The sequence below is a fragment of the Flavobacterium sp. genome (assembly GCF_052437795.1).
Lineage (GTDB): Bacteria > Bacteroidota > Bacteroidia > Flavobacteriales > Flavobacteriaceae > Flavobacterium.
Genome location: NZ_JBQVPA010000002.1, coordinates 434486 through 449405, shown reverse-complemented (window position 1 = coordinate 449405; position 14920 = coordinate 434486). Strand labels below are relative to the sequence as shown.

22 protein-coding genes are annotated in these 14920 nt (G+C 46.2%); 5 read left to right on the top strand and 17 right to left on the bottom strand.

What is annotated here, in order from left to right:
* Nucleotides 1–61 precede the first annotated feature (61 nt).
* Nucleotides 62–1756, top strand: a complete 1695-nt coding sequence (gene lysS, locus ACT6R0_RS08840; RefSeq protein WP_444652599.1) for a lysine--tRNA ligase — start codon at nt 62–64, stop codon at nt 1754–1756.
* A gap of 86 nt (nt 1757–1842) precedes the next feature.
* On the opposite strand, the gene ACT6R0_RS08835 is transcribed toward lysS, so the two are convergent.
* The 4 genes from ACT6R0_RS08835 to ACT6R0_RS08820 form a co-directional block, all read right to left on the bottom strand.
* Complete coding sequence (locus tag ACT6R0_RS08835) at nt 1843–2772, bottom strand: transporter (RefSeq protein WP_444652600.1); 930 nt, start codon at nt 2770–2772, stop codon at nt 1843–1845.
* Complete coding sequence (locus ACT6R0_RS08830) at nt 2772–3815, bottom strand: cytochrome-c peroxidase (protein ID WP_444652601.1); 1044 nt, start codon at nt 3813–3815, stop codon at nt 2772–2774. Before ACT6R0_RS08830 ends, ACT6R0_RS08835 begins: the two co-directional genes overlap by 1 nt.
* A 3-nt stretch (nt 3816–3818) precedes the next feature.
* On the bottom strand, nt 3819–4643 hold the full coding sequence (locus ACT6R0_RS08825; protein ID WP_444652602.1) for an MbnP family protein: 825 nt from the start codon (nt 4641–4643) through the stop codon (nt 3819–3821).
* Nucleotides 4644–4765: 122 nt separating this feature from the next.
* Entirely contained in the window at nt 4766–5137 is a 372-nt protein-coding gene (locus ACT6R0_RS08820; protein WP_444652603.1) for a hypothetical protein, read from the bottom strand.
* Between the two features lie 106 nt (nt 5138–5243).
* Between ACT6R0_RS08820 and ACT6R0_RS08815 the strand changes: the two genes are divergently transcribed.
* The gene (locus ACT6R0_RS08815; RefSeq protein WP_444652604.1) at nt 5244–5702 is read left to right on the top strand and encodes a hypothetical protein; all 459 of its coding nucleotides are present in this window, start codon (nt 5244–5246) and stop codon (nt 5700–5702) included.
* Between the two features lie 80 nt (nt 5703–5782).
* A complete protein-coding gene (locus tag ACT6R0_RS08810; protein ID WP_444652605.1) occupies nt 5783–6172 on the top strand; it encodes a hypothetical protein in 390 nt (129 codons plus the stop codon).
* Between the two features lie 49 nt (nt 6173–6221).
* Here ACT6R0_RS08810 and hemL read toward each other — a convergent pair whose 3' ends face one another.
* The 9 genes from hemL to ACT6R0_RS08765 all read right to left on the bottom strand — a co-directional run bounded on the left by hemL (nt 6222) and on the right by ACT6R0_RS08765 (nt 11420).
* Nucleotides 6222–7508 (bottom strand): glutamate-1-semialdehyde 2,1-aminomutase, encoded by a 1287-nt coding sequence (hemL, locus tag ACT6R0_RS08805; protein WP_444652606.1) that lies wholly within the window; start codon nt 7506–7508, stop codon nt 6222–6224.
* 6 nt (nt 7509–7514) lie between these two features.
* Nucleotides 7515–8393, bottom strand: coding sequence for a glucosaminidase domain-containing protein (locus tag ACT6R0_RS08800; RefSeq protein WP_444652607.1), 879 nt, complete (start codon nt 8391–8393; stop codon nt 7515–7517).
* Between the two features lie 3 nt (nt 8394–8396).
* On the bottom strand, nt 8397–9287 hold the full coding sequence (locus ACT6R0_RS08795) for a 1-aminocyclopropane-1-carboxylate deaminase/D-cysteine desulfhydrase (protein WP_444652608.1): 891 nt from the start codon (nt 9285–9287) through the stop codon (nt 8397–8399).
* Between the two features lie 65 nt (nt 9288–9352).
* The gene (locus ACT6R0_RS08790; protein ID WP_444652609.1) at nt 9353–9517 is read right to left on the bottom strand and encodes a hypothetical protein; all 165 of its coding nucleotides are present in this window, start codon (nt 9515–9517) and stop codon (nt 9353–9355) included.
* A gap of 54 nt (nt 9518–9571) precedes the next feature.
* A complete protein-coding gene (locus ACT6R0_RS08785) occupies nt 9572–10024 on the bottom strand; it encodes an MgtC/SapB family protein (RefSeq protein WP_444652610.1) in 453 nt (150 codons plus the stop codon).
* Nucleotides 10025–10176: 152 nt separating this feature from the next.
* Nucleotides 10177–10326: a hypothetical protein gene (locus tag ACT6R0_RS08780; protein WP_444652611.1), complete on the bottom strand. Its 150-nt coding sequence runs from the start codon at nt 10324–10326 to the stop codon at nt 10177–10179.
* Between the two features lie 11 nt (nt 10327–10337).
* Nucleotides 10338–10805 carry a hypothetical protein gene (locus ACT6R0_RS08775; protein ID WP_444652612.1) on the bottom strand — a complete coding sequence of 156 codons (468 nt, stop codon included), beginning with the start codon at nt 10803–10805 and terminating at the stop codon, nt 10338–10340.
* Between the two features lie 107 nt (nt 10806–10912).
* A complete protein-coding gene (locus tag ACT6R0_RS08770) occupies nt 10913–11194 on the bottom strand; it encodes a SemiSWEET family sugar transporter (RefSeq protein ID WP_444652614.1) in 282 nt (93 codons plus the stop codon).
* Between the two features lies 1 nt (nt 11195).
* Nucleotides 11196–11420 carry a hypothetical protein gene (locus tag ACT6R0_RS08765; RefSeq protein WP_444652616.1) on the bottom strand — a complete coding sequence of 75 codons (225 nt, stop codon included), beginning with the start codon at nt 11418–11420 and terminating at the stop codon, nt 11196–11198.
* Nucleotides 11421–11664: 244 nt separating this feature from the next.
* Here ACT6R0_RS08765 and ACT6R0_RS08760 point away from each other — a divergent pair, with 244 nt between their 5' ends.
* A complete protein-coding gene (locus ACT6R0_RS08760; protein WP_444652618.1) occupies nt 11665–11955 on the top strand; it encodes a hypothetical protein in 291 nt (96 codons plus the stop codon).
* Between the two features lie 79 nt (nt 11956–12034).
* Here ACT6R0_RS08760 and ACT6R0_RS08755 read toward each other — a convergent pair whose 3' ends face one another.
* The 4 genes from ACT6R0_RS08755 to ACT6R0_RS08740 form a co-directional block, all read right to left on the bottom strand.
* Nucleotides 12035–12307: a hypothetical protein gene (locus ACT6R0_RS08755; RefSeq protein ID WP_444652619.1), complete on the bottom strand. Its 273-nt coding sequence runs from the start codon at nt 12305–12307 to the stop codon at nt 12035–12037.
* A gap of 109 nt (nt 12308–12416) precedes the next feature.
* Complete coding sequence (locus ACT6R0_RS08750; RefSeq protein WP_444652620.1) at nt 12417–12722, bottom strand: hypothetical protein; 306 nt, start codon at nt 12720–12722, stop codon at nt 12417–12419.
* Between the two features lie 27 nt (nt 12723–12749).
* Nucleotides 12750–13604 carry an SDR family oxidoreductase gene (locus ACT6R0_RS08745; protein ID WP_444652622.1) on the bottom strand — a complete coding sequence of 285 codons (855 nt, stop codon included), beginning with the start codon at nt 13602–13604 and terminating at the stop codon, nt 12750–12752.
* Nucleotides 13605–13618: 14 nt separating this feature from the next.
* A complete protein-coding gene (locus tag ACT6R0_RS08740) occupies nt 13619–14146 on the bottom strand; it encodes a YciE/YciF ferroxidase family protein (protein ID WP_444652623.1) in 528 nt (175 codons plus the stop codon).
* A 232-nt stretch (nt 14147–14378) separates the two neighbouring features.
* On the opposite strand from ACT6R0_RS08740, the gene ACT6R0_RS08735 reads away from it, so the two are divergent.
* Nucleotides 14379–14867 carry a hypothetical protein gene (locus ACT6R0_RS08735; protein ID WP_444652624.1) on the top strand — a complete coding sequence of 163 codons (489 nt, stop codon included), beginning with the start codon at nt 14379–14381 and terminating at the stop codon, nt 14865–14867.
* Nucleotides 14868–14920: the final 53 nt, after the last annotated feature.

Genomic DNA, 14920 nt, shown 5'->3' with positions numbered 1-14920 from the left:
ATTCGGTTTAAAAGATTTTGGCTAATATCACTATCTTTGCTGCCTTAAAATCATAACTATCATGCAGCTTTCAGAACAAGAAATTATCCGCAGAGAAAAACTGGATGCGCTGAGGAAACTCGGCATCGACCCTTATCCCGCCAACCTTTTTCCGGTAGACCATACCTCGAAACAGGTGAAGGAAAATTTTTCTGAAGGTAAACAGGTAGTTGTGGCCGGAAGGCTGATGTCTGTCCGCATACAGGGCAAGGCTTCTTTTGCAGAGCTGCAGGACAGCGAAGGCCGTATACAACTGTACTTTAACCGCGACGAGATCTGTCCGGGTGAAGACAAGGTAAAATACAATGAGCTTTTCAAAAAACTGATCGATCTTGGCGACTTCATTGGAGTTGAGGGAGAACTTTTTACGACACAGGTAGGCGAAATGACTATCAAGGTAACCGACTTCAGCCTGTTGAGCAAAACACTGCGCCCATTGCCGATGCCAAAAACGGATGCCGACGGGAAAGTTTTCGACAGCTTTACCGATCCTGAACTGCGTTACCGTCAAAGGTATGTAGACCTTATCGTGAACCCACAGGTAAAAGAAGTTTTTATAAAGAGGACAAAACTCTTCAATGCAATGCGTTCGTTCTTTAACGACAATGGCTATTTTGAAGTGGAAACCCCTATCTTACAGCCGATACCGGGTGGCGCTGCCGCAAGGCCATTCGTTACGCACCATAACAGCCTGGACATTCCGCTGTACATGAGGATCGCCAACGAACTGTACCTGAAAAGGCTTATCGTAGGCGGGTTTGATGGCGTTTACGAATTCTCTAAAAACTTCCGCAACGAGGGTATGGACAGGACGCATAACCCTGAATTTACCGCCATGGAAATTTATGTAGCCTACAAAGACTACAACTGGATGATGGAGTTTACCGAAAGCCTGCTGGAGCATTGCGCCATAGCCGTGAACGGCACTTCTGATGTTACTTTTGGGGAGCATAAAGTAAGCTTTAAGGCACCGTACGCAAGGGTAACAATGACCGATGCGATAAAGCAATTCACCGGCTTTGACATTTATGGCAAAACCGAAGAAGAGATATTTGAAGCAGCTAAAGGTATGGGCATCGCTGTAGATGCGACCATGGGGAAAGGCAAGCTTATCGATGAGATATTCGGGGAGAAATGCGAAGGCAACTTCATTCAGCCTACGTTCATCATCGATTATCCGAAAGAAATGAGTCCGTTGTGTAAGCAACACCGCGACAACCCTGAGCTTACCGAGCGCTTTGAGCTAATGGTATGCGGCAAGGAGATCGCTAATGCGTACAGCGAACTGAATGACCCTATTGACCAGCGTGAGCGCTTTGAAGCACAACTGAAACTAGCCGAACGTGGCGACGTGGAGGCAGCGCAATTCATTGATAACGACTTCCTTCGCGCTTTAGAGTATGGTATGCCGCCAACATCGGGATTGGGTATTGGTATGGACAGACTGATCATGTACCTGACCAATAACCCGTCGATCCAGGAAGTGCTTTTCTTCCCGCAAATGAGGCCGGAGAAGAAAGCAGTGGAACTCAGTGATGACGAAAAAGCAGTAGCCGAATTGTTAAAGGTGAGCGGCCAGCTGGCCCTTGATGCATTAAAGCAACAGGCAGGCCTGAGCGGCAAGAAATGGGATGCAGCCATGAAAGGCCTATCTAAGCACGGCCTTGTAAAAGTGACCGTGGATGGCGACAGCAAAACAGTTGAGTTTAAGGGTTAGATTCAAACACCTATTATAGAAGAAGCCTCTGAATTGATATTCAGAGGCTTCTATTTTTGGAGACCTAGCAGGATTTCAAATGTATATCACAAACTATAATTCAAATTCATAGCCCACCTGTAATTCGCTTCAACTTTCCCGCCGGTAAGGTTTTGGTTGATCGGGAGCATACCGTTCAAACCTACAGAAAATTTCCACAGACCAGCCTCAACACCCAGTTTGCCAAAGAGAATTTCACCCTTGGTATTGGGCAGCTCTTCGCCATATTGCTTATTGGCCGCATATAGTTCTCCCGCTATTCCCGCCTGTGGCACAATGATTAGATTTTCCATTTCTGCCATATAAAATAACGTAGCCGCATAATTGAACTGGTTGCCAAATTGGTACTGCTCATTGTTCTCTGTTTTAAAGATATAGTTCAACATTGTGTTCAACCCTAGTTTTTTATGGGTCATAACATACTCTGCTGCCAACAGGTAATCCCAACTACCGGTACCAACCTGGAAGCTTGGGTTCACGCTGCCGTTATTGGCAGTGTCATACTTGCCTGTAGGCGCTTTGACCCCCCCACCTAATTGAAGTACATGGCGCAGGGCTACACTATCATTCTTTGTCTGGTACACGGTATACAATCCCAATACCATTATGTCACCCAAACCATTAATGGACTGCTCTCCCGTTGCACGCTCCCTGTTATGGAAGTGGTACGGTACAAGGGCCGATACCTGCAGGTTTTTGGCGACCGGGATCCGTGCCCAGGCCTGAATGGTATTAAAATTCTCATCAACCCAAGGAGAATTGTTGAAAATGCCGTCGCGGCTGGAGTAACTTTGGTTAAAATAGCGTAAGCCTACAAAGTTACGGTCAATCATCGAGCTGAAGCCCATGCCTCCCCCGCTTGCCGAACACCCGCAGGCATCGCAGTCAAAAGCTTCGAGGTATTTTGCAAAATCAGGTGGCGGGGTATTAGCAAATGCCAGCTGTGTCATTAATATGAGAAAGACTATTTTTTTCATCAGGTACGGTAATAAAATAAAGGGTTAGTGAGGAATTCCTCATCGGTAAGGGTTTTCAGGAATGCGATGATTGCTGTCTTTTCATCGATGGTCATAGGAATGCCCAATACACCGCCATGGGTTAGCTGCGGATCGAGCGTTGCCGACTGCTGTACGCCCGATGCGTAAAAATTAAGCACCGACTCCAGCGACCCGAAACGCCCATCGTGCATGTAGGGTGCCGTTTTCTCCACATTACGCAAGCTGGGAACCTTAAACTTATAGGCATCAGAAGCAAAGCCTGTTACAATTTCCCTGCCTTTGTCATTAAGAAAAGGGTTGGGCGGCAGGCCATTGTTGCGAAAGCTGTTATCGGTAAAAAGGTCGGTGGCATGGCAGGTGGCGCACTTGCTCCGGAACAGTTGCATCCCTGAAAGTTCCTGCTGGGCCAGGCTGCTGCCGGGTTCATTGCGCACGTACTTGTCGTACTTCGAGTTGGCCGAGACCATCATTGCCATGAACTGCGACAAAGCCTTAAGTATATTGCCAGATGATACCTGTGCATCATCAAAAGCCTCACCGAAAAGCTTCACATATTCCCTGTCGGTCCTCAGCTTATTGGCAATGCCGTCAAGCGTTTCCGCCATTTCAATAGGGTTATGGATCGGAACTATCGAGAGCATCTCCAGGCTGTTGGAAGCGCCGTCGTAAAAATATTCGGTCTGGAAAGCCATATTCTGTACGGCCGGGGCATTTCGCGTTCCCTCATGGTCGTTGATGCCGTGGCTGAACTGATGCCCGTGGTGCGTAAAGGCATAGCCCTGCTCATGGCAAAAAGAGCATGACACAGTACCGTCAGCTGAAAGGCGGCCATCGTAAAAAAGTTTACGCCCTAGTTCGAAGCCTTTTTTGGTAACAGAAACATCCTGAGCCGGTTGCGGAAAATTAGCAGGGACATTCAACTCCACAACCTCATTTACAGGCACATACAGGGCATCCTCACTGCATGAGGTTAACGGCAACAGCAAAACCATTGCCATTGCCGTATAAAATAACCTGAGCATTCGCTATTCGTGATGGCCGGTCCCGCCGTTATGTACATGATCTACTAAGAACATATCCAGAGTGTTGGCCGCGATCGTGATCAGGTTTTGTCCGCCCATGATCGCTGCCCCCGTACCTGCCTGGTTTATGTTATCCGACAGTCTTATCTTTTGCTGGCCGTCCAGTATCACGTTGGCATTTGCCTTTACGTGGATCGATGGCACTTCGCCTTCACGAACGCGTGCCGTAGTAGGCAGGTTCAGTGTTACCTCACGGTAATTATCAGTTACTGTATTGCTGCCCTGGTGTACCTGAAAAATTTTGTCCTGAGGTGAGGCGACTGTATTAAATGTCCCTTCAAAATTAATAAAGCGATAACCGGTGCTCCACGTCCAGGTCATTTCATTCGCTGTGGCCAAATCCCAGAAGCTTTGCTGCGCCGTTTCCCCCTGTAGGTAACGCTGTTGGTCAACCCCGATACCGAAACGTACTTTCTTATAATCGCCCGCCGGTATACCTTCCAAATGTGCAGTGAACATTCCGGCTTCCTGACTAATGATGAAATAGCTATCCTCTTTTGAGTAAACATATTCTGTACCATCTTCTTTAATGAGGACAAAATTGCTTACAATGTAATTAAACCTGTTGATGGTTAGCCTCTCACCATTAGAATTTGTATAAGTCGTACCAAGTGTCAGCACATCGCCGGCAATGCCATTGTCGAAAAAGACTTCTACATCGCCAAATGTATCAGGGGTCACACCGGAAGCGTTATCGTCATTACTGCATGATAAAAAAAGGACTGTTGCGGCCATTACAGCTGCTATATTTTTTAATTGAAATTTCATTTGTATTTATTTATAAAGGTAAAGCCACTAATTGCACCGATCTCACCAATTATTTGTACTAATTAGTGGAATTCGTGGCAAAAATGATTTGATAGCCTTGCCGAATGGCAAAGCCGTAAACTTTACGAAATAAATACGGGCGGGTGAAAAAATGATGATGCGTCAAGATGGGAATAGCTGTTGCAGTATTCCGGCATGGTAATACGTGAAAGCACAATGGCTTTAGGCGAAAAAGCGAATTGGGGCAGTGCTTCGAAGAATAAAACTTCCATCACCGCATGGCCTGGTCTCTTTTCGGAAACCGGCTTTTCATCTTCGGCAGCTTTGGCAAGCTCTTTTGCCAGGTGGCACTTCCCGTTACAATGCATCTCTGGTTTAGCTTTGTTCTCACAAAGCTCAGTGGCAATATAGTCGTAATTGATAATGTAGTCCAAAACAGGCAGGACCGGCTTCAGTAGGATCATCAACGCTATGGCTACTATTGCTTTTTTCACGGTGCAAAGGTAGTGGGCAGATAACGTTCGCAAAAATATTTCTGCCAAATTTTAAACCTTTTTTTGAGTGGAGGGTCTTATAGGTATAAACTTAAAAATTAAAATTATGAAAACGTGGATCTTAGCATTGGCAATGGTGGCGGCTGTCACGGTCAACGCCCAACATGGTGAAAGAAGGCATGAGGACGGAATGCACGGCAGGGAGAAGGCGGAACGCTTTACCCCGGAGCAAAGGACGGAGCTTCAGGTTAAAAAAATGACACTTGACCTGGACCTTACCGAAAAGCAGCAAAAAGACATAAAGGCGTATTTTTTGGAGAAGGCTAAAGAAAAGGAGAAGGTGGCAGCTGTGATAAAAGCCGATCGTGATGCCGGCAAAAAGCCAACCGACGATGAGCGTTTTGCCATGAAAAGTAAAATGCTTGACGAGAAGATAGCAACCAAAGCATTCCTTAAAAGAACACTAAACCCCGAGCAGTTGATAAAACTCGAGCACATTAAAAATGACAGGAGTGAAAAAATCACAAAAAAGCATGAAAACTTTAAAAAGAGGCACGGGAGATAAATTTTAAGTGTTAAAGTTTTGCGATGTTTAACAATTTAATTAGATTTGGCATATAAACACTAAACAAATAATAGTTTATCATGAAAAAAATAATTGCTCTTTTCGTTATCATGCTTGCTTTTGGCGTTAATGCTAATGCGCAGCAAAAGAAAACCAAAGCTGCTCCTGCGGCGACTGCCACTGCAACTCCTGCTAAGCAGCAGTACCATGAAACACCTGAGGTGCAGAAAGCTGCCGCTCGTGACATTGAGCTAATGTCAACGTCGATTACCCTTACAGAGGAACAAAAAAATGCATACAAAGGGTTGTTTGAAATGAAGCACCGTACACTTTCTGACAAAAACCTTTCTACTGAACGCAAAACAGTATTGGCATCGAACATTGAGATGAAAATAAAATCAATGCTTACACCTGACCAGATAGCAAAACTGGACTCAAACCCGCAATTACTAAAAACGCTGGTTAACTAATAAATTACCATTCATAAAAAATCCTCCGTTATAGCGGAGGATTTTTTATTTACAGTGTTTTGGAGACCCGCCCTATCGCGGCTATTGTTTCATCAAGGTCGCTGTACGTAAGCGCATCGGTAATGAACCACGTTTCATAGGCCGACGGGGCAATATAGATCCCTTCTGCCAAAAGGCCGTGAAAGAACTTCTTAAACGTTTCATTATCACCTTTCGCTGCTGATCGCAGATCAGTCACCGGACTGGCATCAAAATGTACCGATATCATTGACCCTGTCCTGTTGATGGTGTAGGCAAGGTTGGATCCATCCAGCTTTTCACGCATGCCCTTTTCAAGGTAGGCCGTTTTATCTTCCAGTCTTTTAAATATTTCTGTATCGGCATTCAGCGCCTTCAGCATCTCGAGTCCTGCGGCCATGGCTAATGGGTTGCCCGAAAGCGTACCTGCCTGGTATACCGGTCCTATCGGGGCGAGGTGATCCATAATTTCATTTCGCGCCGCAAAAGCCCCGACCGGGAGTCCGCCGCCTATTACCTTTCCAAATGCCACGATGTCGGCCTTGATATCGAACAGCTCCTGCGCACCACCTTTTGCAAGGCGGAACCCTGTCATTACCTCATCGAATATCAGCAATGTACCATTCTCATCGCACAGCTTTCGGAGCCCTTCCAAAAAACCTTTAGCAGGTGGTATACAACCCATGTTGCCTGCAACCGGCTCTATGATGATGGCAGCGATCTCTCCTGGATTCACAGTAAACAGTTCTGCTACGTTATCAAGATCGTTGTAAGCTGCAAGCAGCGTATCCTTTGCCGTGCCCTGCGTTACGCCCGGGCTATTGGGTGAACCGAATGTGGCCGCACCGCTTCCTGCCTGTATCAGGAACGAATCGGAATGGCCATGGTAGCAGCCTGCGAATTTTATGATCTTGTCACGTCCGGTAAACCCCCGTGCCAGGCGAATGGCGCTCATACACGCCTCTGTACCGGAGTTCACGAAACGTATCTTGTCGATGTTCGGCACCATGGAAACAGCAAGTTCGGCGATCTGTGTTTCCAGTGCGGTTGGCATCCCGAAAGAGGTCCCTTTTTTTGCCCTGTCAATTACTGCGTTGACTACCGGTTCGTAGGCATGGCCCAATATCATTGGACCCCACGAGTTAATATAATCGATCAGGCGGTTTCCATCCTCATCATAGAGGTAGGCGCCTTTTGCCTCTTTTACAAAAATTGGCGTTCCTCCCACGGCCCTGAAGGCACGCACTGGAGAGTTCACACCGCCGGGTATTACCTTTTCTGCTTCAGCAAAAAGGCGGCTGCTGCGTTCGTATAGCATCTGTATTTATTTTACTTTAAGTACCTGCCCGATAGAGATGGCATTGTTCGACAGCCCGTTAAGGCGCATCAGTTCCTCTACCGAAAGGTTATGTTTTTTAGAAATGGAGTATAGCGTGTCGCCCTGCGCTACGCGGTACGAACCTGCTGCCAGCACCTCATCTGCTTTGGCAGGAGCCGCAGGTTTTGACTCAGGCTTTACATAAGCCTTGTTAAGGACCTCAGCATCGTAGGAAGCCAGTTCATAACGTTCAATGAGGCCAATGAGCTTTTCGGGGTACTTCGGGTCGGTCGCATAACCTGCAGCCCTAAGGCCGCGTGCCCATGCTTCATAATCATCCTTATCCAGCTTGAAGAGCGACGCGTACCTGCCCCTTGTGGTTAAGAACAGTGAGTGGTCGTTATAAGATTCTGCCGCCCTTTCGTACTTGCGGAAGCATTCCTGCTCGGCATCGTCATCGTGGTGTACCGTATCGCCCTTCCAATCAGTATGGCACTTGATGCCGAAATGGTTGTTAGCATTAACACAAAGCGTACCCTTGCCTGCCCCTGACTCCAGTATGCCCTGGGCCAGTGTAATGCTCGCAGGGATGCCGTGGCGGCGCATATTATCTTTTGCGATATCTTTATATTCTAAAACGTAGGCTTTTACCATATCCGAATACACAACGGTCTTAGATGTAGACTCCAGCGTTTCGGTAGTCCTGCCACTGCCGGGATTTGAAGCGGTAGATGTGCGTGTAGTCGTTGTTTTGGACGCAGGTTTTTTCTTCGATGATGTTTTTGTTTTGGCCACGCCGCTCTTGGTCGTACGGATGCGCGAATTCGATGTGCCGCAACTCACAAGTAAGCCTATTAGTGCAAAAGCTAAGATCTTTCTAAACATATCTCACATTTTTATTATGGGTAGTTTCTTTCTCATCAGCTCCCTGTTCATACCTGGTATACCCTGCAATCCACCTGTGTGGATGAGCAGTATATCGGAATTTTCAGGGAACATACCTTTGTTTATCCTGTCTATAACGCCAAAAAACATCTTTCCCGTATACACCGGGTCTAACGGGATACCGGTTTTAACGAAAATATCGTTAATGAAGTTGATCAGTTCCTCAGTCACTTTTCCGTAACCTCCAAAATGATGATCCTCCACCAGTGCCCAGTTGGCGTTCTTTGCAAATATAGCGATCTCCTCCCGCAATCCCGCACCTTTCAGGGCCGGAAAGCCCAAAACCTGCTGGTGCGGCATAGCCGAATTGATAAGCCCGGAGATCGTTCCGCCGGTACCTACAGCACAGCAAATATGGGTAAAATCCTCATCTCCAGACGAAAGTATCTCTTCACAACCCTTAACTGCCAGTGCGTTCGTTCCTCCTTCCGGCACAAGGTAAAAGTCACCAAACTCCTCGCGTAACGCCGCAACGAAATCTATATGAGTTTTTTGTCGGTATGCCTCCCTGCTTACAAATTTAAAACGCATTCCGCACGCTGCGGCGAAAGCCAGGGTCGGGTTATCTACGATCTTATCAACCAGTTCCTCACCACGGATGATGCCAACGGTCTCAAAGCCAAACTCCCTGCCAGCCGCAGCCGTTGCCGCAATGTGGTTGGAGTAGGCTCCGCCAAAAGTGAGGAGGGAGGCTTTGCCTTCGCTCTTTGCCTGAAGGATGTTGTACTTAAGCTTACGGAACTTATTACCCGAAATGTGCGGATGGAGAAGGTCTTCGCGCTTTACAGTAAGCCGGATGTTGTAGGGAAAGGATATGTTTACAAATTGGTTCATTGCAGGGTATTCCGTTGCAAAAATAGCAAACTAACCCGAACGCGAAGTATTTTTACAATGTGATGCTATTTGTTCCACGAGACCTTCTTAATATAAGCCTCGTCTTTCAGGCTGTCTACGGTACGCAAAAAGTGGCTGCCTGCCGGGTTGAGGAGCTTTACCTCGATGACAAGGCTTTTTTTGCGATGGGCCACAGAGAGATCCGAAAGATCAACCTCTTTGTCTTCCAATAATCTGTTAATGATCTTACGTGGGTTGGCATTCGCCGATGCGGTAATGGTAAGTTACATGTTCTGGAATTTATTGGAGAATTTCCGTTGAAGCACCCGCATTCCCCATAATATCAGGAAAGATAGTAAGGTCCCACTCCCTGCCACAAAATACATCCCGCCTCCGATAGCCATGCCTATGCCTGCTATGGTCCAAATACCCGATGCGGTCGTGAGCCCCATTACCGTTCCCGGTTTTCGCAACAATATCGCCCCAGCGCCTATGAACCCAATGCCGCTCACGATCTGCGCGGCAACACGCGAGGGATCCAACTCAGCATAACTGGCACCTACAATATCCTGAAACCCGAACGATGATACTAACATAATAAGCGCCGACCCCATACTCACCAGCATGTGTGTACGCAACCCCGCCGCCCTGTCGCGGTGCTCACGCTCCAATCCTATGACAGCACCAAAAAGTGCTGCAAGAAAAAGGCGGAGCAGTATTTCGTACCAGTGTATCATTATGTAAATAATTTACTTAAAGATAGCCATTTAGACACAAATTAACAGGGAGCCATGATAGCTCCCTGTTAATTTTCCAGAAATGTTTAATGCACCTGTCAAGGAATGTTCAGTCAGATCATACTTTCCGAAGCCATTATTCTTATACTTGATCAGTCCGTAGAAAATTCCTCTGCGTTGTGGTCAGGATCGGCACCCGGGCTGAATTTTTCGCCATCACCTTTTTCCTTAAGCTTTTTCAGGCCTTTTTTTAGCTCTTCCTCCTGCTTGCATTTTTCCGGATTGTCATTAATTGGTTTCATGGCTGCAGATCTTAATTGCCTTTTTGGTCTTCAGGTCGTGTTACTTTGCTGTTGTTGCCGGTACTTCCTGTTCCTGTACCGGTGCCTGATCCAGATGTCCCGCCACTGTTAACAGGCTTGCCATTCGCGTCCCTTGGGGTACTGCTGCTGTTCTCTATCTTATCAGTGATATCCTGTTCGGTCATGCCCTGATCATTTCCTGAGCCTTTAGCGCCTGTTTTACCGTCCACGCCAGAGCCCTTTGTGCCTGTGCCTGATGCATTAGCTGTGCGTGTTCTGCTCCCTGTTGATGATCCTGATGCAGTCTCGGTACTGTCGGTGGTTGTTACCACAGTTGTATCAGTGCTTCCCCCTTCGGTATAGGTGGAGGCATCTGTTTTATCCTTACGGCTACAGCTGTCGCACGATGCAGCTATGTTGAGGCCCGCGATAAAGAGCGAGGCCATTACTGTATATCGGATCACTGAATTGGTTTTCATGTTCGCGGTATTTAATGGTTATAGATTTTAGGTTTTAAAATTAACCTATAAAACAGGGTGATCTTCCTAATAAAAATCTAATTAGGAATAAAATAACAGTCATGCCATTATGCTTCATCCTTTTCGCCGGCGACATATTTATACCACAGTTTTATCCCGAGGATAATACCGCAAAGCGCAGCGCCTATCACATTGCCGAGGATGACCGGTAAGTCTTCGCGTATGATCCCGTAGACGGTCCACATCAGTAGTCCCGTAAAAAGCATTGCGTATGTAGGGGCCGACAGGCTTTTGGTCGAACGCGTGCGTATCACCTTAATAGCTTGGGGTACATTGGCCACCGTGGTAAAGAAAGCGGCTGCCAATCCTAATATTTCAATATGGTCCATACTATGATCTTTTTTCGAATTTATCTTTTACGGTCCGGCTTATGTACGTGCTTAGGCCCTTGCCTGCTCCGGCGAGCTTTTTCATCTTATCGATAACTCGCTTTCCCGCGCTCGCATAAGTATACAGGTAAACGGTATCGTGGTTGAATTCCACCCTGATGCCGTCGTCCCTCACCTCGTAAGCGGTCACACCCGAATGCCCTTCCAAATTCCTGTAGCGTTGCATAATTTCAATTTACAAATAAATTTAACGAAGAATCCGGTTGATACAGTGAACATTAACGTGCACTTAACCGAACGCATACAATTTGGCACATTTATACATTAACGTTAAAAACCTTAAGTAAATGCTATCTTAAAAACTACTGTTTTTTACGAAAATTTTAGCCGTTAACGTTAACCTAATCTTGTGATTATAACATTTCGATCGGGGTAATTTTACATTATAGAAACGCAAAAACCTGGAAATCATGAAAAAGTCTATTTTATCCCTTATCGCATTATTTAGTGTTGCCGTAGTATCAGCCCAATCATACGCTAAACAACCGGACCCATCGGTATATGAAGTTGTTAAGTACCAAAAGCCGGCAGTTGAAAAAACTGAAGTAAAAGAACAGCCAGCAGAAAATAAGGACAATAACGCACAACAGGCAAAGCCGAACAGCGACCGCAAAGTGGAAACTACTTCGGGCGACGTTAAGAGCTCATCTTCTGCAGTAGCGGTTAACGAACAAAAAGCTCCAGCCAGAAAGGAAAAATAACAAGTACCCTTCTTAAAACACGAAAAAGCTGCACTTACCATGCAGCTTTTTCGTATTATGAATATTAGAGTATCGATCTTCACATAAAGCCATTCTTATCAGGATGGTTATCTGTGCGGGTTATATTACGTCCGTCCCTCACCGGTGTCCTTTTGGTGATCGTATGCAGCTCATGGTCAAGCAATGGATGGAATACATCCGTTCGGACCGCTTTTGGGAAGGTGGCCAGCTCATCTGGATTGACGAGTGCGGGGTCATCGTATGGCATCATCGAATAGTCGTTGACATGCCATTTGTCTGTTTGTCCGCCCTGATCACCCAGATCCCGACGGTCGTTTGATTGAGATATCATAATTGTTTGACTTGTAGCTATATAAAGTTAGGCTTTTTTAATACATCACTAACAGTACGGGCGTTAAATTATCAATATTGTATAAAAAAAGGGCCGAAGCCCTACTTTATTACATGAACCCGTCATTTTTCGGGTCATTATCCGTGCGTACAATATTGCGGCCTTCCCTCACCGGGGACCTGTGGTTCACCAGGGTCGTGCTGTTCTCAGCTTCCAGGCTGGCAGCATCTATGATCTCCGACTTCTTCGGGAATGATGCCAACTCTTCCGGATTTATCACCGCCGGATCTGCATAGGGCATTGTTGGGTCAGGCTTCAGGTTGCGTATTTCTTCAAGCCTGTTGTCGTGGCTCAATTTGTTATTTGTCCTTTGGCCCTGATAGTTATCATTGCGGCCATTTGCATTATTTTCCATGATATTATAATTTTAAATGTTTACTGATCATCCTCCTGTCATTTCTCCACCGTTAATGTGTAGTATCTGCCCTGTAATGTAGGATGCATCCTCACTGGCAAGGAATACATATGCAGGCCCTACCTCGCTGGGCTGGCCGGCACGTTTCATCGGTGTGTCCTGCCCGAACTTTGCGACGTCTTCCGGTTCAAAACTTGCCGGTATCAGCGGGGTCCATATCGGTCCGGGCGCAACACCGTTCACTCGTATCCCTTTTTCCGCAATCATCGCCGAAGTTGAGCGTGTAAAAGTGACTATTGCGCCTTTGGTACTGCTATAATCTATCAGGTGCTCGCTTCCCCTGTAGGCCGTCACCGAAGTGGTATTGATAATGCTATCGCCTTTTTTCAGGTGTTTCAACGCTTCGCGGGTCATATAAAAGAACGGATATATATTTGTCTCAAAGGTTTCACGCACCTGTTCGCCGGTAATGTCCTTAAATTCTTTTTTCGGAAATTGTACCGCAGCATTGTTCACCAGTATATTCAGACCGCCGAGTTGCTCAACGGTCTTAGTAACAGCATCCCTGCAAAACTTCTCATCCTTAAGGTCACCGCTTATGAGCAGGCATTTGCGACCCTGTTCCTCTACCAGCTTTTTGGTATCTTCCGCATCCTTGTGTTCGTCATAATATACTATAGCTACGTCGGCGCCTTCATGGGCAAAATGAACTACGGCGCTACGTCCTATCCCACTGTCACCACCGGTCACAAGAGCAACTTTTCCTTTCAGCCTGCTGCTTCCCTTATAATCCTTTCGTATAAATTCCGGCTGCGGAATCATTTTATGCTCATCGCCCGGCTGGTTTTGCTCCTGTTCAGGAAATGATGTTGGCTTTTCCATATTTATCCTTTATTTTAGATCTCTTTGTCGGCAGCTTCAATGTTTATATGCGATTCGGCTATGGAAGTCAGCAACAGGTCGGCTCCTTTTTCTTCGTTCAGTGTTTCCTCAAGCAGCATTACAACATCTTCCTCACGAAGTGCGATAGCATATGCCCTCATGGTACCGTAACAGGCAATTTCATAATGCTTGATCTTTTGCAGCACACCTATCAGGCCCGCGTCGCGAACTACCCCGGGTTTTGTTGCCTCTATGAATTCCACTGCCTCCTTCAGCAGGCACTGCACCGCTTCATAGCGCTGTTCTTCGGCATCGATGCCGATGGCAGTGAAAATATCTCTTATCCTGCCGATGTGGCCGTTAGTAACGATCCTGTGGCGTTCCAGCAGGGATACAAGGTCTTTCGAGGTCGCATTTTGGATAATGCCACCAAGCATATTCACCATGGCCCCTTCAGCCCAGTAAAGCTGTTTCAGCTGCTTTTCGAACAGGCCCCTTAATTCTGTTGCCTCATTATGCCTTTTTGCTACCGCTCCGATCATTATTTGTTGATTTTGTCTCATAAAGTTAGTGATCTGCATGTTTTAAAGATGCAATAAAAGGCCAATTAACGCAGGATTAACAGCCTTTACACGAAGTACATTTATGCATATCGTCGTCAAAAATTAACATTTAAACGTTTTTCTTTCAATTAATTTTTAATTGAATTCCGGTCGATATAAGTTTGTCCCATCAAAACATCTATAATACAATTATCATAATCTGCCACATTTCATGAAAAAGCTTCTACTACTACCGTTCATTGCATTTTTTGCTTCCTGCTCAACCGATGATTCAGCCCTCGAAACATCTCAGGACAGTGCTACTGCTTCTTATTACAGGTCGGTCTCAAACCCTACCTGCTTAGATGCAGTGAACGGAACAGTAACTGCAAACCTATCACAAGGCCTGGACAAACCTATATACACCTTCACTGCTGCATTAACAGGCATGTCCAGCAATGTGAACTACTGGGCCAGGATAGAGATAGAGAACCTTTCTGACTGTGAAGATATAAACAGCGGCACCGGAGAAGTGGTAACTTTCAATGGCACATCACCTGTAAAAGTCCCTACAACAAAATCCAGTATCGTAATAGGTTACCAGTCTATTCCTGACTTTACCTGCTACAGGTGGCGTTTTGTGATCGAAGGCTCAACAACCATAAAAGGAAAAGGCCCTTGCACAACAGTATCTGAGTGGTATGAAGCGCCGCTCCTTTAAACCTGAACTTTGATTTTTTTAATAGTGGAAAGGACCATCGGCAATGCCGATGG